Source organism: Paraburkholderia sp. J94, assembly GCF_905220285.1.
Taxonomy (GTDB): Bacteria; Pseudomonadota; Gammaproteobacteria; order Burkholderiales; family Burkholderiaceae; genus Paraburkholderia; species Paraburkholderia tropica_A.
Genome location: NZ_CAJMZH010000001.1, coordinates 86,837 through 103,373, shown reverse-complemented (window position 1 = coordinate 103,373; position 16,537 = coordinate 86,837). Strand labels below are relative to the sequence as shown.

General features: G+C 66.5%; 14 protein-coding genes. 8 read left to right on the top strand and 6 right to left on the bottom strand.

Annotated elements, in window-relative coordinates:
- Positions 1 to 4 precede the first annotated feature (4 nt).
- From U4Y88_RS00455 to U4Y88_RS00445, 3 genes are read left to right on the top strand one after another with little or no spacing between them, the layout of a single operon-like run.
- Positions 5 to 829, top strand: coding sequence for a cysteine hydrolase (locus U4Y88_RS00455; protein ID WP_321781554.1), 825 nt, complete (start codon positions 5 to 7; stop codon positions 827 to 829).
- Positions 826 to 2,001 carry an amidase gene (locus U4Y88_RS00450; protein ID WP_321781553.1) on the top strand — a complete coding sequence of 392 codons (1,176 nt, stop codon included), beginning with the start codon at positions 826 to 828 and terminating at the stop codon, positions 1,999 to 2,001. The genes U4Y88_RS00455 and U4Y88_RS00450 overlap by 4 nt, the downstream gene beginning before the upstream one ends.
- Positions 2,002 to 2,048: 47 nt before the next feature.
- Positions 2,049 to 3,647, top strand: coding sequence for a gamma-glutamyltransferase family protein (locus tag U4Y88_RS00445; protein WP_321782228.1), 1,599 nt, complete (start codon positions 2,049 to 2,051; stop codon positions 3,645 to 3,647).
- A 5-nt stretch (positions 3,648 to 3,652) separates the two neighbouring features.
- Here the strand turns inward: U4Y88_RS00445 and U4Y88_RS00440 are convergent, their stop codons facing one another.
- Entirely contained in the window at positions 3,653 to 4,507 is an 855-nt protein-coding gene (locus U4Y88_RS00440; protein ID WP_321781552.1) for a TetR family transcriptional regulator, read from the bottom strand.
- Between the two features lie 366 nt (positions 4,508 to 4,873).
- Here U4Y88_RS00440 and U4Y88_RS00435 point away from each other — a divergent pair, with 366 nt between their 5' ends.
- The 5 genes from U4Y88_RS00435 to U4Y88_RS00415 all read left to right on the top strand — a co-directional run bounded on the left by U4Y88_RS00435 (position 4,874) and on the right by U4Y88_RS00415 (position 10,951).
- A complete protein-coding gene (locus tag U4Y88_RS00435; RefSeq protein WP_321781551.1) occupies positions 4,874 to 5,905 on the top strand; it encodes a BMP family protein in 1,032 nt (343 codons plus the stop codon).
- Positions 5,906 to 5,907: 2 nt separating this feature from the next.
- The gene (locus U4Y88_RS00430) at positions 5,908 to 7,479 is read left to right on the top strand and encodes an ABC transporter ATP-binding protein (RefSeq protein WP_321781550.1); all 1,572 of its coding nucleotides are present in this window, start codon (positions 5,908 to 5,910) and stop codon (positions 7,477 to 7,479) included.
- Positions 7,476 to 8,594, top strand: coding sequence for an ABC transporter permease (locus U4Y88_RS00425; RefSeq protein WP_321781549.1), 1,119 nt, complete (start codon positions 7,476 to 7,478; stop codon positions 8,592 to 8,594). The genes U4Y88_RS00430 and U4Y88_RS00425 overlap by 4 nt, the downstream gene beginning before the upstream one ends.
- Positions 8,591 to 9,508, top strand: coding sequence for an ABC transporter permease (locus tag U4Y88_RS00420; protein WP_224011737.1), 918 nt, complete (start codon positions 8,591 to 8,593; stop codon positions 9,506 to 9,508). The genes U4Y88_RS00425 and U4Y88_RS00420 overlap by 4 nt, the downstream gene beginning before the upstream one ends.
- 357 nt (positions 9,509 to 9,865) lie before the next feature.
- Positions 9,866 to 10,951 (top strand): porin, encoded by a 1,086-nt coding sequence (locus U4Y88_RS00415; protein ID WP_321781548.1) that lies wholly within the window; start codon positions 9,866 to 9,868, stop codon positions 10,949 to 10,951.
- 199 nt (positions 10,952 to 11,150) lie between these two features.
- On the opposite strand, the gene U4Y88_RS00410 is transcribed toward U4Y88_RS00415, so the two are convergent.
- The 5 genes from U4Y88_RS00410 to U4Y88_RS00390 all read right to left on the bottom strand — a co-directional run bounded on the left by U4Y88_RS00410 (position 11,151) and on the right by U4Y88_RS00390 (position 16,487).
- The gene (locus U4Y88_RS00410; RefSeq protein ID WP_321781547.1) at positions 11,151 to 11,768 is read right to left on the bottom strand and encodes an ANTAR domain-containing response regulator; all 618 of its coding nucleotides are present in this window, start codon (positions 11,766 to 11,768) and stop codon (positions 11,151 to 11,153) included.
- The gene (locus U4Y88_RS00405; RefSeq protein WP_321781546.1) at positions 11,765 to 12,940 is read right to left on the bottom strand and encodes a transporter substrate-binding domain-containing protein; all 1,176 of its coding nucleotides are present in this window, start codon (positions 12,938 to 12,940) and stop codon (positions 11,765 to 11,767) included. Before U4Y88_RS00405 ends, U4Y88_RS00410 begins: the two co-directional genes overlap by 4 nt.
- A gap of 130 nt (positions 12,941 to 13,070) precedes the next feature.
- Complete coding sequence (locus U4Y88_RS00400; RefSeq protein ID WP_224011890.1) at positions 13,071 to 13,778, bottom strand: ABC transporter ATP-binding protein; 708 nt, start codon at positions 13,776 to 13,778, stop codon at positions 13,071 to 13,073.
- A 14-nt stretch (positions 13,779 to 13,792) separates the two neighbouring features.
- Positions 13,793 to 15,661 (bottom strand): ABC transporter permease subunit, encoded by a 1,869-nt coding sequence (locus tag U4Y88_RS00395; RefSeq protein ID WP_321781545.1) that lies wholly within the window; start codon positions 15,659 to 15,661, stop codon positions 13,793 to 13,795.
- Complete coding sequence (locus tag U4Y88_RS00390; RefSeq protein WP_321781544.1) at positions 15,654 to 16,487, bottom strand: branched-chain amino acid ABC transporter permease; 834 nt, start codon at positions 16,485 to 16,487, stop codon at positions 15,654 to 15,656. The genes U4Y88_RS00395 and U4Y88_RS00390 overlap by 8 nt, the downstream gene beginning before the upstream one ends.
- Positions 16,488 to 16,537: the final 50 nt, after the last annotated feature.

Sequence of the window (16,537 nt, the reverse complement as noted above, 5' to 3'; positions counted from 1 at the left end):
GCCGATGTCCGAAGCCAACCTTCTTAACGACGCGCCCGCCACCGCCAACCGTCTCGGCCGCGCCGATGCCTATCACTGGCTCGCGAGCCCGGCGCTCGTCGACATGTCGGCACGCGGCCCCGAACCGCGTCTCGCGACGCTCGCCTGCGAGCCGCAGCACGTGCGCGTCGACCTGAGCCGCACGGCCATCGTCGTGATCGACATGCAGAACGACTTCTGCACCGAAGGCGGCTGGGTCTCGCAGATCGGCGGCGACTACAGCGCCGACCGCGCGCCCATCGCCCCGCTGCAAACGCTGCTGCCCGCGCTGCGCGCGCAAGGCGTGCCGGTGATCTGGGTGAACTGGGGCAACCGCCCCGACCTCGCCAACATGCCGCCGAATCAACTGCATCTCTACAAGCCGACCGGACACGGTACCGGTCTCGGCGAGCCGCTCGCGAGCAATGGTTCGCATGTGCTCGAAAAAGACTCGTGGGCCGCCGCCGTGGTGGACGAACTGAAGCCGCTGCCGCAAGACATCTGCGTGGATAAATATCGCATCAGCGGCTTCTGGGACACGCCGCTCGACAGCATCCTGCGCAATCTCGGCGTGCGCACGCTGCTGTTCGCGGGCGTGAATACGGATCAATGCGTGCTGCACTCGCTCACCGACGCCAACTTTCTCGGCTACGGCTGCGTGCTCGTCGAGGATTGCTGCGCGACGTCCTCGCCCGCGTTCTGCACCGAAGCCACGATCTGGAACGTGAAGAAGTGCTTCGGCTTCGTCACCGACTCGAAGCGTATTGTCGAAGCGGTCGAAGCAGTCGAAGCGGTGGAGCAGCCCGCGTGAACGCCTTCGTGCCCGGCGACGCCACCCGCGTCGCGCCGCTCGCGCGCGGCCCGCTCGACGGTCTGCGCTTCGCGGTCAAGGATCTGATCGACGTGGCGGGCGTGCGCACGGGCGGCGGCAATCCCGACTGGCTCGCGGCGCAAACACCCGCACGCGAGCACGCGTCCTGCGTCGCGGCCTTGTTGCGCGCGGGCGCAGCGCTCGAAGGCAAAACGATCACCGATGAACTCGCCTATAGCCTCGAAGGCGCGAATCATCATCACGGCACGCCGCTGAATCCGCGCTGGCCGCACGCGCTGCCGGGCGGTTCGTCGAGCGGGTCGGCTTCGGCGGTCGCGGCGGGCACGGTGGACTTCGCGCTCGGCACCGATACGGGCGGCTCGGTGCGCGTGCCCGCTGCGTTCTGCGGGCTCTACGGCATGCGGCCGACCCACGGCGTGATCGCGCTCGACGGCGTGGTCCCGTTCGCGCCGAGCCTCGACACGGTGGGCTGGCTCGCGCGCTCCGCCGAACTTTTGACGAGCGTCGGCGACGTACTGTTACCCGCCGATCGCGCGACGTCATCGCTCCAGCTGCTGCGCGTGGACGAAGCCTTCACGCGCCGCGCCCGCCACGAACCCGACGATGCCGCGCGCCTCGACGCACTCGCGCAATCGCTCGGCACGCACGACACCGTGCCGATCTTCGATCTCATTGCGGCCGCGGATTGGCTCGCGTGCTATCAGGCCGTGCAGGAAGCCGATATCGACGCCGCGCTCGGCGCGTGGCTACGCGCGGCGAAACCGCGCTTCGGTCCGTCGATCGCGCCGCGCTTCGCGCACATCGACGCCTACGACCGCACACGCACGCCGCATTGGCGCGCGCTGCGCGCGACGCTCGCCGCGCAACTCGACGCGCGGCTGCAAGACTGCGTGCTCGTCATGCCGACCACACCGCGCGCGCTGCTCGCGAAGGACGCCGACGGCGACACGCTCGCGCGCTTCTATGAAGACGCGCTCACGCTCAACGCCATCGCCTCGCTCGGCGGCCTGCCGCAAATCACGCTGCCGTTCACCGACGAATGCGACCGGCCGCTCGCGCTCTCACTGATCGGCGCACGCGGCACCGACCGCGCGCTGCTGCGGCTCGCGCAAACGCTGTCCGCACGTCACGGCGAGACCGCGAACATATAACGGAGTCCAAAATTTTGAATGCTTCAAACGCCCGCTCGCGCGATGGCATGGTGACGAGCCCGCACGCGCTCGCGAGCGCCGCCGGGCGCGATGTGCTGCGCGCGGGCGGCAACGCCATCGAAGCCGCCATCGCCATCGGCGCGGTGCTGTGCGTGACGTATCCGCATTTCACGGGATTGGGCGGCGACGCCTTCTGGGTCGTCGCCGATCGCAGTGGCGACGTGCGCACGATTTCGGGCGCAGGCCAGGCGGCCATGGATCTCCCCAACAACAACGGCGGCTCGATTCCGCTGCGCGGCGGCGCGGCGGCGCTCACGAGCGCGGGCACGCTCGATACGTGGGCGCGCGCCTTCGCTCATTCACGCGATACATGGGGCGGCACGCTGGCGTGGTCGACGCTGTTCGAACGCGCCATCGAATACGCGAAGGACGGCTTTGCCGTGACGCAGTCGCAGCACTTCTGGCAAACGCTGCGCGCCGACGAATTGAACGCGCAGCCCGGTTTCGCCGCGACCTTCGCGCCCGATGACGCGACGGGCGCAGCGCCCGCGCCCGGCTCGCGCTTCGCGCAACCGGCGCTCGCGCGCAGCCTCGAACGCATCGCGCGATATGGCGCGCGCGAATTCTACGAAGGCGAACTGGCCGAGCGTATCGTGCGAGGTCTGCGCGAAGCGGGCTCGCCGCTCGACTTGCACGATCTCGCCAGCACGCGCGCGCGCGAGGAAGCGCCGTTGCGCGTGCCGTATCGCGGCGGCGAACTCGTCGGTTTGCAGCCGCCCACGCAAGGCGTGACGATGCTCGAAATCATGGGCACGCTCGCGCACTTCGATTTCGCCGATATCGAGGAAGGCAGCGCCGACTACTATCACGTGCTCGTGGAAGCCGTGAAGTGTGCGTTCGTCGATCGCGACCGCTACGTGGGTGATCCCGATTTCGCCGAGGTGCCCGTCGACACGCTGCTCGCGCCCGAGACGCTCGCGGCGCACGCGCGCTCCATCGACATGCGCCGCGCGCGTGCATGGCCGCATCGTTTTCGTCACGGCGACACGGTGTTCATCGGCGCGACCGATCGCGAGGGACGCTCGGTGAGCCTGCTGCAAACGGTGTATTTCGATTGGGGCAGCGGCGTGGTGGCCGGCGACACCGGCATTCTCTGGCACAACCGCGGCGCGGCATTCGGCACCGACGCACGGCATCCCAACGCGCTCGCGCCGGGCAAGCGGCCGTTCCACACGCTCACGCCGGGCATGTATCTGCGCGATGGCCGCCCGCATCTGTTGTTCGGCACGCAGGGCGCGGACGGTCAGCCGCAAACGCTCGCGGCCATTCTCACGCGCTTGATCGATTACCGCATGGACCCGCTCGCGGCGCTCGCGAGGCCGCGTTTTCTGCTCGGCCGGACCTTCTCCGACACGCGCGACGCGCTCAAGCTGGAAGCCGATGCGGGCGAGACAGTGCTAGCGGAACTCTCGGCGCGCGGCCACGAGGTCTCGACGATTGCGGCGCAGAGTCCGCTCGCGGGACATCCCGGCGTGATCCGCATCGACGCCGATGGCTGGGCGCTCGGCGCGCACGATCCGCGCAGCGACGGTCTCGCGATGGCCGCCGATGCGAGCCGGCAAGCGCACACGTTCGCCCTGGACTGACGACCTCAGGCGCGCACGAACGCGCGCACCATCTCCTGCGCCTGCCGCTTCTGCTCGTCCTGCCAGCTCGGCGCGAGCAGATCGGCATTGAAGATGCACGACAGCGTGTACGCGTTCGACTTGTGGAACGAACACAAGCTCACGAGCGCGACGTAGAGATGCAGCGGTTCGAGCCCGGCGCGCAGCGTCTTGTCCTTTTCGCCGCGCTCGATCAGCGTGCGCAACAGCACGAGCACCGGCGAAGCCATTTCGGGAATGGCCTTCGAACGCTTCATCACGCGCGCGCGATTCAGGTTCTCGAACGACAGCAATTTGCCGAGTTCCTGATGCGCCGCGAAATGCCCTTCGATGAACTCATAGAGCAGCACAATGCCTTCGACGGGCTTGACGCGATCGACGTCGAGTTCGAGCTTGAGTTCTTCGGCGCGCAAACGGCCGAGCACGAATTCGAGCACTTCCAGATAGAGCGCTTCCTTGCCGCCGAAGTAGTGATAAATCATGCGGATGTTGACCTTCGCGCGGCTCGCGATGGTTTCCACGCGCGCGCCGCTCAAGCCCTTCTCCGCGAATTCCGCGAGCGCGACGCGAAAGATGCGCCCGCGCGTTGCCGCCGCCAGACGCTGCCGCATGGTTTCGCGCACGGGTTCCTGCGCCTCTTCCGCAGCGACACGCGCCGGCTTTTTTGCAGCGGTTTTTTTCGGCTTCGAAGGACTGGCGGAGCGAGCGGCGACACGCGTCATGGCAAAAGTAGGTTCGTTCGTGCGGAAGAAAAATCCATCGGCGCATGCGCCGCTTGCCGCGAATATAGCAGCACGGCGCGCACTGTGCGAACTCGCGGGCCGCTGCATCGATTGCAGCATGGATTGCTGCGTTGAATACCGCAACGAACACCGCATCGATTGACGCGAAGCCGCAGCGCGCCGCCGTGGTGCGTACGCGCGCCATCGCTTGCACGCACGCCCCGCGCGCAGGCATCGAAGGCGGCTTTGGTGCATGCGCGGCGCACTCGCGCGTGTGCGCACACGTTCGCTCAACGCCACGCTCACAGCCTCACACCACGCGCAAACCCCGATGCGAATGGACATCTCGCCGCTTTCGGCAAAACGATGACATGCGTTCGACATACATGGCATTCAACTTGCTTTTATCCGTTTCGTTCATGAAGAGTTCACTTACCGAAACTGCAAAACGAAACTCAAACGCTACGGCAAACAAGGAGTGTCACGATGTCTTCCGCGAAGCTGCTTTCGATTCGATTCCCGCAACGCCCTGCACCGGCGCGCCTGCGTCTGCGCGTGCTCGCCACGGTCGGCCTCGCGCTGGGACTGGGTGCGGTGACGCCGCCCGCGGTTTATGCCGCCGACGACGCCATGCATGTCGGCGTCCTGATTCCCGGCTCGAAGACCGACAAAGGCTGGATGGAATCGGGTTATGACGGCGTGATGGCCGCGCAAAAGGAATTCGGCCCGAAGCTCAAGACGCAGATCATCGAGAACATCAACTACGCGGACATGGAGCAGGCGCTCACGAATCTCGCCGCGAAGAACGAACTCGTGATCGGCGTGGGCGGCCAGACGCAGGCGGCCGTCATCAAGATCGCGAAGCGCTTTCCGAAAGTGAAGTTCTCGATCGTCGGCGGCAGCAAGGGGCAAGCGATGCCGCCCAACGTCGCGGGCTATGACGTGAAGCAGGCCGAAATTGCCTTCGTCGCGGGCGCGGCCGCCGCGATGCTCACGAAGACCAACGCCGTGAGCTACGTGGGCGGCATGGAGATTCCGTCGATCGTGAACGCGGGCAAGGAGTTCGGCGAAGGCGCACGCTATATCAATCCGAAGATCAAATACTTCGAGAGCTACACCGGCGATTTCGACGACGTAGCGAAAGCGCGCGAAGCCACCGCCGCCGCCATCGCGCAAGGCGCCGACATTCACTATCACATTCTCAATCTCGGCTTGCGCGGCATCGAGCAGGCGGCGAAAGAAAAGAACACGCACATCATCGGCAGCTACACCGACCGTTGCGGCAGCGATCCGCTCTATGTCGCGTACAGCATCACGGGCGTCGGCTATCAGGCGCAATACGCGATCGAGCAACTGGAGAAAGGCACGTGGCAGCCGGGCTACAAGGCCTTCGGTCTCGCGATGGGGCCGAAGTCGTCGGGCATGGCCGTGTGTCATTCCACGCCCGCGATCGACACGAAGCTCAAGCAGATCGAAGACGACATCCAGAGCGGCAAGATCAAGGTCATGGAAGGCTGATCATGAACGCCGTCGTGTCTCCCGCGCCCGCGCCGGTGCTGTCGCTCGAAGGGATCGGCAAGCGCTTCGGTGCGTTTCAGGCGCTCGACGAGGTGTCGCTCGACCTCATGGCCGGCGATGTGCATTGCCTGCTCGGCGAAAACGGCGCGGGCAAATCCACGCTCTGCAACGTGATCTTCGGCGTGTATCAGCCCGATGCGGGCACGATGCGCATGAACGGCGTCACGTATCGGCCGCGCAATCCGCGCGAGGCGATCGAGCACGGCATCGCGATGGTGCATCAGCACTTCAGTCTCGTCGACGATGCGAGCGTGCTCGACAACCTGCTGCTCGGCCAGGCGCGCGGGCGCATCGATCGCGCGCGCGAAGCCCAGCGCGTCGAAGCGACGCTCGCACGCGTGGGCCTGACGCTGCCGCTCGACGCGCGCATCGCCGATCTTTCGGTGGGCGAGCGCCAGCGCGTGGAAATCGTCAAGTGTCTGATGCGCGAGCCGCGTCTGCTGCTGCTCGACGAACCGACCGCCGTCCTGTTGCCCGCCGAGATCGACGCGCTGCTCGACACCTGCGCGCGCGTGGCCGCGAACGGCTGCGCCGTCGTGCTCGTCACGCACAAGCTCAAGGAGATCTGCCGCATCGCCACGCACGCGACGGTGCTGCAATCGGGCCGCGTGGTCGCGCGCTCCGAGGCGCCCGCGAACGACATCGACCGTCTCGTCGACGCGATGATCCGCCGCGCGTCGAACGCGCAAGCCGCCGATCTGCACGCGCAACTGTCGCTCTCGCAGCCGCATGAAGGCTCGCCGTGGTCGCGCGCGCTGAGCGACGAGGTGTTGCAGATCGACGGCCTCGCCGCGCGCGACGCCGAAGGCGTGCTGCGTCTCGCCGATTGCACGCTCGTCGTGAATCGCGGCGAGATCGTCGGCATCGCGGGCGTGGAAGGCAACGGCCAGAGCGAACTGGGCGCCGTGCTCGCGGGCATGATGCCCGCGGCGGCGGGCCGCTTCTTCGTCGCGGGCCAGGACATGACGCGCGCGACGCCGCGCGAACTCACGCGCGCGGGCGTGGGCATCGTGCCCGAGGACCGGCACGCGGTCGGCTGCGTGACCGGCATGAGCCTCGTCGACAACCTCATGCTCAATCATCTCGATCGCTACTCGCGCGCGGGCTGGCTGCAACGCCGCGCGATGCGCGAGCGCGCGGTCGAACTGATGGAACGCTTCGACGTACGCGCGAGCGGACCCGACGCGATCTTCGGCGGACTCTCGGGCGGCAATCAGCAAAAGGCCGTGCTCGCGCGCGAACTCACGCTCGACCCGCTGCATTTTCTGCTGGCTGCGCAACCGACGCGCGGGCTCGACGTCGGCGCGGTGGCCGCCGTCTACCGGCACATCCGCGCGGCGCGCGAACGCGGCGTGGGCGTGCTGCTGATCTCGTCCGAACTCGACGAACTGATGAGCGTCGCCGACCGCATCGTCGTGCTGTATCGCGGCCGCATCATGGGCAGTTGCACGCCCGAGGCGGCCAATCGCTCACGTATCGGCGCATGGATGGCCGGCGCAGGAGACTCGCAATGAATTCGCTTCGTAAATCGCTGGCCGCGCGCGCCTGGCCGCTGGCGTCGCCTACCGCACGCGGCGGCGCATCGCCGTTGCGCGGCGCGGGCGTGATCGGAGGCGCGATCGTGTTCGCGTTCTGCGTCGCGCTCGGCCTGATCGCGCTGATGGGCGTGAACGTGCGCGACGCGCTCGCCGCATTCGCCGACGGCGCATGGGGCTCGCCGTATGCCGTGGGCGCGTCGGTCAATCGCGCGCTCGTGTTCGCGCTCGTCGGCATCGGCTTCGTGATTGCGCATCGCGCGCAACTGACCAACGTCGGCGCGGAAGGACAGATCGCCATCGGCGGCATCGTCTCGACGGCGATGAGCCTGTACGGCCACTGCGCGGGCCTGCCCTTCGGCCTCGCCTTCATCGTGCCGATGCTCTGCGCGGCCGCCGCGGGCGCGCTCTGGGGCGGCGTCTCGGGCGTGCTGAAAGCGAAGGCGGGCACGAGCGAAGTCATCAGCACGCTGCTGCTCTCGTTCGTCGCCGTGTGGCTGCTTTACTGGTGCGTGCAAAGCGAAGCGCTCTTGCGCCAGCCGATGACCAGCGGCGCCACGCTGCCCGAATCGCTGGAGATTCCCGACGCCACGCACTTGCCCGCGCTGTTCGCGGACAGCGGCCTCGGCCTGCATATCGGCCTGCCTGTGACGCTCGTGCTCGCCGTCGCCGCGACGCTGATGCTGCGCTACACGCGCTTCGGCTTCGCCTTGCGCGCGACCGGGCTGAACGCGGTGGCCGCACGACGCGCGGGCTTGCCGATCACGTCGACGATCGTCGCCGCGCTCGCGATCGCTGGCGCATTCGGCGGACTCGCGGGCGCGCTAATGCTGCAAGGCGATCAGGGCTCGCTCAAGGCGGGCTTCTCGTCGGGCTACGGCTTCGACGGCCTCGTGGTCGGCCTGCTCTCGCGCGGCTCGATCACGGGCGTGTTCGCCTGCGCGCTGCTGTTCGGCTTCCTGCGCTCGGGCGGCATCAACATGGAGATGGTCGCGGCGGTGCCGTCGGCACTGGTGCTGATCGTGCAGGGCATCGTCACGATCGCGCTCGCGGGCGGCGCGATCTGGCTCGAACGCAAGGGAGACCGTCAATGAACGCGGAACTGTTCGCTGTATTCGCGGGCTCGTCGATCCGCCTCGCCGCGCCGATGCTGCTCGCCTCCACGGGCGAGCTCGTGAGCGAGCGCGCGGGCGTGCTCAACATGAGCGTGGAAGGCATGATGCTGACGGGCGCATTCGTAGGCGCGACGGCCTCGTGGTGGACCGGCAACCCGGCCATCGGCCTGCTCTGCGGCGTGCTGGGCGTGCTGCCGGTGGCGCTGCTCCAGGCGTTCCTGAGCGTGACGCTGCGCGCGAACCAGGTGGTGACGGGCATCGGCATCAACATTCTCGCGCTGGGCGGCACGACGCTCGCGTATCGCGAGATTTTCGGCTCACGCTCGGAAGCGGCGATTCCGGGCCTCGCCCGCTGGTCGCCGCCGGGCCTCGGACAATTGCCGCTGATTGGCGACGCCGTCTTCCACCAGGTCTGGCTGCTCTACGCAGGGCTGGCGATCCTCGCCGCCACGGCATGGACGATGCGCCACACGGCGCTGGGCATCGCGCTGCACGCGGTGGGTGTGTCGCCACGCGCGGTAGACCAGTCGGGCGTCTCCGTAGTGAAACTGCGCTACGGCGCGGTGCTGTTTTCGGGCGTGATGTCGGCGGCGGCGGGCTGCTTCATTTCGATCGGCGACATCCACACCTTTACGGAGGGGATGACGAACGGCACGGGCTACCTGGTGATCGCGGCGATCATCTTCGGCAACTGGAAGATCGGCCGCACGGCGCTGGCATGCCTGCTATTCGGCGCGGCGACGGCGATGCAATTCCAGTTACAGATGTTCGGCCTGCACGTCCCGACCGCGTTACTGGTCATGCTCCCCTACCTGCTCGCACTGATCGCGGTAGCAGGCCTGATGGGCCGCCAAACGGCCCCCCCGTCACTAACCCGCCCCTTCACCCGATGAGGGCGAAACCCTGCGGGTTTCCCGAGCAAACCCAACCGCTGCGCGCATCGCGCGCAGCGGGATGAATGATTGCCTTGTCACTCCGCTGGTGGCCGCGTGATGCCAGACGCTCCGGAACCACTACCGCGGATGGCGCGTGGTGGACGGCGTCACACTAGCGGTGTGAGCGGCTTTCTTTTGCCTACTTTTCTTTGCCGCTGCAAAGAAAAGTAGGTGCCGCCCCGCACAGGGGCAACGCATGCAGACCGACAAGAAAACAAGGAAAGGCCAACACGAGAAGAAAACGCACGAGTAGTAACTAGCAGCCACGCTCCCGCAAAAAATTTTTCACAAGAAATATTAGCCATGCTAATCAAAATGAAAAGCCCAGCAAAAAACAAATCGGCAGCAAACCCGGCAGCACGGCTGCTTCTCGCAGCGGCAACACTGGCACTCACCTCGGCCGCGGCCCACGCACAATCGAGCGTCCAGCTCTACGGCCAGGTCGACACATGGATCGGCGCACAAAAAATGCCGGGCGGCCAACGCGCATGGGAAGTATCGGGCGGCGGCATGTCCACCTCATACTGGGGCCTGAAAGGCTCGGAAGACCTGGGCAACGGCTACAAGGCCGTCTTCGCCCTGGAAGACTTTTTCCTGCCTCAAAACGGCCAGGCAGGCCGCTTCACCGGCGACACCTTCTTCTCCCGCAACGCCTACGTCGGCATCGAATCGGTCTACGGCACGCTGACACTCGGCCGCCAAACCACGCCGCTCTTTATCTCGACGATCCTCTTCAACCCGTTCGTGGACTCATACGAATTCTCGCCGATGATCTGGCACACGTATCTGGGCCTCGGCAGCGGCCCGAGCTATACGACCGACATGGGCGTGATCGGCGATTCGGGCTGGAGCAATACCGTGCAGTATTCGACGCCGAACTATAACGGCCTCTCCGGCTCGCTGATGTACGGCCTCGGCAATCAGGCCGGCGAAAACGGCGCGAAGAAATGGAGCGCGCAATTCCTCTATTTCCATGGTCCGTTCGCGGCCACCGGCGTTTATCAATACGCGAATTTCAACAGCACGCCCGGCGATCTGAGCACGCTCGTCGAAGGCATGCGCAGCCAGAGCGTCGCGCAGGTCGGGCTGTCCTACGATCTGAAGGCGGTGAAATTCTTCGGCCAGTACATGTACACGAAGAACGACGAACTCGCGAGCAGCTGGCATGTGAACACCTACCAGACTGGTGTATCGGTCGCGCTGGGCGGCGGCACGGTGATGGCGTCGTATGCGTATTCGCGCGACAGCGGCGGCCTCGACCAGACGCGGCAAACCGCGGCGCTCGGCTACGACTATGCCCTGTCCAAACGCACCGATGTCTATGCGGCGTATATGTACGACCACTTCGACAAGCTGTCGAGCGGCGACACCTTCGGCGCGGGAATCCGCACGAAGTTCTAGGTCGATTCGGTCCGCGCGCGCACGCTTGCTCGCTCGACGAGATCGAACAGGGCGAGCGCTGCGAATCGCGGTCGTCGTCGGGCGTGATCGTGGCGACGGGTTGGGGCTCGATTGCGTGGATCACCTGCTCCACGCATTGCACGTGGCGCGGCGGTCCGCTTGGCCCAGGTCGTTCAACTGATTCGATCGACTAGCTCGCTCAACCGGGCCGTTTATCCAGACCGAGCTTCTCCATCGCTTCATGAGCGTCGATCACCATCGTCGCCACTTCGCCAACGGTCGCTCGCAAACGCGTCGCCCGCGAGCGGATATGCTCATAAGCCTCGTTTTCGCTGAGCCGATGCACATCGATCAAAATACGCATGGCGCGCTCGATGTGGCGGCGCGCCTTGATGGCATCTTCGAGCTTGCCGATCTTGCTTTGCAGCCGCTGCTGATAACCCGACGCCGCGCGCGCAAGCACCAGCGTGCTCAGAATGCCCGTCGACCGATAAGGCTTGGTGATCACGCCGTGCGCCTGCGTATCGAGCAGCATCTTCAGCGCGGTGGGATTTTCATAGTCGGAGAGCGCGATCAGCGTCGCCTGCGTGTCGGCCGCGCACCAGTTGCCCGCGCGGCGCACATCGGCGCCCACGAGAAAGAACACCACGTCCGCATCGCTCGGCAGTGGTGACGGAAACGGCCAGACCACCGTCACGAGGCAACCGATACGGCGCAACTGCTCGTCGAGCACGTTGCGGTCGTCGCCGGGCGGATGGATGACGAGCACGCGCAGCGTGCGCAGATCGTCGAACAGGCGGCGCGCCCACGTCGTCATGGCCGTTCTCCGTCTAGCCAGAATTCGCCGAAGCCGTACGAGATCAGGTACGGATCGGGTTTGATCGGCGCGCGCCCTTCCCAGACGATGTCGAACGCGCCATCGGGGCGGCAGACCGCGATGCGCGGCGTGAGGATCGCATGATTGTTCTCGCGGTCGATCCGCAAGAGACCCTCGGGCGAATCGAATTCGACTTCGTGCACGGCCTCCACGAGCTTCGCGGTGTCGAGCGTCTTCGTGCGCGCGAGCGCGAGCGCGAACAGATGCACCTGGTTGTACGCCATCTCCGACCACATGCTGGCAGGCTGATCGCCGAAGCGCGCGCGCCACGCGTCGAGAAAGCGCCGGTTGCCCGCGAGTTCGAGCGTGTTCAGATAACTGGCCGCGACGATATGGTGGCCGCAGAGTTCGGGGCCGATCATATGCGTCTCGCCCTCGGTCATCGTCAGGCTCGCGATGGGAATGCGCGCGGGGTCGATACCGTGCTCGCGATAGAGCTGATAGAACTTGCGCGCGCCGCGCCCGATCAGCGTGGAGAACACCACGTCGGGCTGCGCGGCGCGAATCTGCCGCACGACCTCGTCGAGCGCGGCCGGTTCGGCATCGCTCGGCAGATAGATTTCATCGACGATCTCGCCGCCGTGCTGCTCGACCATGTCGCGCATGATGCGGTTCGATTCGCGCGGATAGATGTAATCGGCGCCCACCAGAAAGAAGCGCTGACCATGATGGCGCAGCAGATACGCGGCGAGCTGCATGCTGTTCTGGTTCGGCACCGCGCCCGTATAGATGACGTTCGGCGAATACTCGAAGCCTTCGTAGATCGAGCAGTACCAGAGCAGCGCGTTGTAGCGTTCGATCAGCGGGAGCACCGCCTTGCGGCTCGACGAGGTCGAACCGCCGAATATCACCGTCACGTCGTCGTCCTGGAGCAGACGCGAGGCGAGCCGATGGTATTCGTCCGGGTCGCTGCGCGGATCGTAGACGACCGGATCGAGCAGGCGCCCGTCCACGCCGCCCGCCGCGTTGATTTCCTCGATCGCGAGCACGGTGCCGAAAAAATGCTCGGACTCGGTCGCCGACGTCACGCCCGTGCGCGAGTACAGCACGCCGACCCGCCATCCGGCCTCCGTGGCTGGCTGTCCCCGCGACTGTTGTGATGTGGACTGCATGACGCTTCTCTCCTGATTAGAGGCGGCCGGGATCAAGCACGAGGCACGCGGCATGCGCCCGACGTCAACGCTACGCCGCTCGATCGTACTCGAAGACGCGCTCCGGCACATCGAACTCACGTAACGGCGCCTAGACCCGCAGATGCGCGAAGATCGCGGGCGCGGCGCGGTCCGTCTTCGCGTCGCCCTCCTCGATGATCGCGCCTTGCTTGAGCACGGCGTAGCGGTCGGCGACCGCGAGCGCGAACGGCACGTTCTGCTCGATCAGCAACAGCGTCGTGCCGCGCCGCTCGCGCTCCCAGCGCAGCGCCTGCGCGAGCCGGTCGATGACCGACGGTTGCAGCCCTTCGGTGATTTCGTCGAGCAGGATCATCGATGGCGCCATCATCAGCGCGCGCGCGACCAGCAGCATCTTCTGCTCGCCGCCCGAGAGCGTGCCCGCCATCTGGCGCAGACGATCCTTGAACACCGGAAACACCGGCTCGATCTGCGCGAAGCGTTCATCGAACGTCGACGCCTGTTCGAGCCCGAGTCGCAGATTGTCGCGAATGCTCAGGTCATGAAACAGCGCGTGCTCCTGCGGCGCGTAGGCCACGCCCGCGCGCGCGATGCGATGCGGCGCGAGCCGCGTGACGTTCGCGCCGCGCACGTGGATCGTGCCGCTTTGCGTCGGCAGATAGCCCATGATCGTCTTGAGCAGCGTGGTCTTGCCCATGCCGTTCTTGCCGAGCAGCGCGAGCGCCTCGCCCGCCGCGACGCGCAGCGACAGCTTGCGCAGCACGATCGAATTGCGGTATCCGCTGGTGATGTCGCGAACGTCCAGTGCCGTATCACTCATATCGCTCATCTCACTCATGCCGCCTCCTGCGCGCTGCCCGCGTAGATGGTCTTCACCAGATCGGAGTTCACCACTTCGTCGAAACTCCCCTGCATCACCATCGTGCCCTGATGCAGCACGACGATGCGCGTGGCGACCTCGGCGACGAAATCGAGGTCGTGCTCGACGAGCAGACAGCAGAGCCCGTATCGATGCGCGAGCGCCGCGAGCACGCCGCCGATCTGCGTGCGCTCCACCTTCGTGAGACCCGCCGTGGGTTCGTCGAGCAGCACGATGCGCGGCTCCAGCGCGAGCACCATCGCCAGTTCGAGCGCCTGCTGCTCGCCATGCGAGAGATCCTTCGCGACGGCGTCGAGCTTGCGATCCAGATGCGTCGCGCGCATCACCTCGAGCGCATACGGCGGCAGCGCGAGCGTCGGCGAACGGCGCACGAACGACGGACGCTCGACGAGCGTGCGCGCCACGCGCAGGCACTCGGCGACCGTCAGCGTCTCGAACACATTGGCGTTCTGGAACTTGCGTCCGAGCCCGAGCTTCACGCAGCCCTCGGGCGCCAGCGTGCCGATGTCGCTGCCGCACAGCATCACGCTGCCCGCCGAACGCTCCGCGCCGTCGCTCATGCAGCGCATCAGCGTGGTCTTGCCCGCGCCATTCGGGCCGATCAGGCCGACCAGTTCGCCTCCGTCGGCGACCAGGTCGATGCCCTGCAGCACCTTCAGCGAGCCGAAGTGGCGCGCCACGCCGCTCATTTGCAGCGCCGGTTGGCCGGGCTGCGGTGCGTGATCGTCGCGCGGCGCGCGTTCGGTCAGCGCGGGCGCGCCGGCGCTGGCGGCCATGAAACGGCGCAGCGGCTTCACGAGCAGCGGCACGAGCCCTTGCGGCAGCATCACGATCACGAGGACGAACGCCGCGCCCAGAATCAGCTGCCACGCGAACGGCATGCTGCCGCTCAGGTAGGCGCTGGCGACGTTGATGAGCAGCGCGCCGATCACCGGCCCCCACAGCGTGCCGCGCCCGCCGAGCGCGACCCAGATGATGAGCTGCGTGCCGAGCACGAAGCCCGACAGTTCGGGCGCGACCACGCCGCTGAACGCGCCGTAGCCAAACCCCGCGAGCCCGGCGATTGCCGCCGTCACCGCCAGCAGCGCGATCTTGATCCGCGACGTGTTGATGCCGAGATAGGCACAGCGCGACTCGTTATCGCGGATCGCCGCGAGCAGGCGGCCGCCGTCGCTGCGCACGAAGCACCAGGCGGCGGCGACCACCGCCAGCAGCGCCGCGCCCGCGATGCCGTACCACGCGCCCAGCGAGAGATCGAAGGTCTCGAAGCCGGTGAGGCCGGAACTCGAACCGGTCCACGTGCCGCCCGACAGCAGCAGTTGGGTCAGCACGATCGGTAACACGAGCGACATCACCGTGGCGAAGAACGGCGACGCGCCGCGATAGAACGACAGCCACCCGACCACCGCCGCGACGACGACCGGCGCCGCGATGGCCGCGCCCGCGGCGAGCAGCGCATGCAGCGGCGAGAATCCCGCGTGCGTGAACACCAGGCCGGCCGCATAGGCGCCCAGCCCGAAGAACGCCGACTGCCCGAACGTCAGATAGCCGGTGTAGCCCCACAACAGATCGACGGTGACGGCGACCGCCGCGAAGAAAAAGGCTTGAATCAGGATGTTGAGCAGATACGAGCCGAACAGAAACGGCCCGGCGATCAGCAGCGCGAGCGCGCAGCCGAACACGATCGAGAGATCGCGCCACGACTGGCGGCGACGCGCGCGATGCGTGAGATGCGCACGATGCGTGGACGCGCTTTCGCCCTCGCCCGCGTGCGCATTTGCTTCGGTCCGATCGTGGGACAACGAGACGTCGATCTTAGCCATGAGCGAAGCCTCGCGGACGGATGCGCAGCGTCAGCGCCGCCAGCACCGCGATGGTCAGGCCGCCGAGCACCGGACTCACGAACGTGCTGACGAGTACCTGGCACGCGCCGAACACGATGCAGGTCACGAGCAGGCTGAGCATCGAATGCCCCGACACCATCACGAGCATGAAGGCGCTGACGATCCACGCGACGCCCATGTCGGGGTCCACGCTCGACAGCGGCGTGATCAGCGCGCCCGCGAGCGCGCCGAGCGCCGCGCCCAGACTGAACGTGATGAAGCGGATGCGCCCCGAGTGAATGCCGAGCCCGCGCGCGAGGTCTTCGTTCATGATCACCGCGCGCGTCTTCACGCCGAAGCGCGTGCCGGACAGCAACAGCGTGAGCACGGCGCACAGCGCGAGCGCAACCGGTATCAGCAACAAGCGGTACGCCGAATATTCGGTGCCCGCGATCGAGACCGCGCCCTTGATCGACGTCGGCACGAACTGCACCTCGCGGCCGAACACCATCACGATGATCTGGCCGATGACGATGCCGAGCCCCCACGTCGCGAGAATCGCATCGAGCGGCCGTTTATACAGCGGCCGCACGATGACCCACTCGACGATCATGCCGACCGCCGTGCCCACGACAATCGCGAGCGGCAAGCCGAACCACGGATCGAGTTTCAGTTGCGTGACCACGAAGCTCGCGTAACCGCCGAGCGTCAGCAGCGCGCCGTGAGCGAAATTCACGATTTTCATGACGCCGAAAATCACCATCAAACCGGCTGTCACGATGAACAGCATCGCCGCCGTCGTACCGATATCCAATACCAAAGCCATGTCGCCTCCTGCTCGTTCGGCGCGCGCTTCCTCGCGAAAGCACGCGCCCG

Coding starts and splice junctions, on each gene's coding strand:
- U4Y88_RS00425 (WP_321781549.1), top strand. CDS start 7,476: ATGAATTCGCTTCGTAAATCGCTGGCCGCGCGCGCCTGGCCGCTGGCG.
- U4Y88_RS00410 (WP_321781547.1), bottom strand. CDS start 11,768: ATGACGACGTGGGCGCGCCGCCTGTTCGACGATCTGCGCACGCTGCGC.
- U4Y88_RS00415 (WP_321781548.1), top strand. CDS start 9,866: ATGAAAAGCCCAGCAAAAAACAAATCGGCAGCAAACCCGGCAGCACGG.
- U4Y88_RS00445 (WP_321782228.1), top strand. CDS start 2,049: ATGGTGACGAGCCCGCACGCGCTCGCGAGCGCCGCCGGGCGCGATGTG.
- U4Y88_RS00420 (WP_224011737.1), top strand. CDS start 8,591: ATGAACGCGGAACTGTTCGCTGTATTCGCGGGCTCGTCGATCCGCCTC.
- U4Y88_RS00455 (WP_321781554.1), top strand. CDS start 5: ATGTCCGAAGCCAACCTTCTTAACGACGCGCCCGCCACCGCCAACCGT.
- U4Y88_RS00430 (WP_321781550.1), top strand. CDS start 5,908: ATGAACGCCGTCGTGTCTCCCGCGCCCGCGCCGGTGCTGTCGCTCGAA.
- U4Y88_RS00405 (WP_321781546.1), bottom strand. CDS start 12,940: ATGCAGTCCACATCACAACAGTCGCGGGGACAGCCAGCCACGGAGGCC.
- U4Y88_RS00435 (WP_321781551.1), top strand. CDS start 4,874: ATGTCTTCCGCGAAGCTGCTTTCGATTCGATTCCCGCAACGCCCTGCA.
- U4Y88_RS00395 (WP_321781545.1), bottom strand. CDS start 15,661: ATGGCTAAGATCGACGTCTCGTTGTCCCACGATCGGACCGAAGCAAAT.
- U4Y88_RS00400 (WP_224011890.1), bottom strand. CDS start 13,778: ATGAGTGATACGGCACTGGACGTTCGCGACATCACCAGCGGATACCGC.
- U4Y88_RS00440 (WP_321781552.1), bottom strand. CDS start 4,507: ATGCTGCAATCGATGCAGCGGCCCGCGAGTTCGCACAGTGCGCGCCGT.
- U4Y88_RS00390 (WP_321781544.1), bottom strand. CDS start 16,487: ATGGCTTTGGTATTGGATATCGGTACGACGGCGGCGATGCTGTTCATC.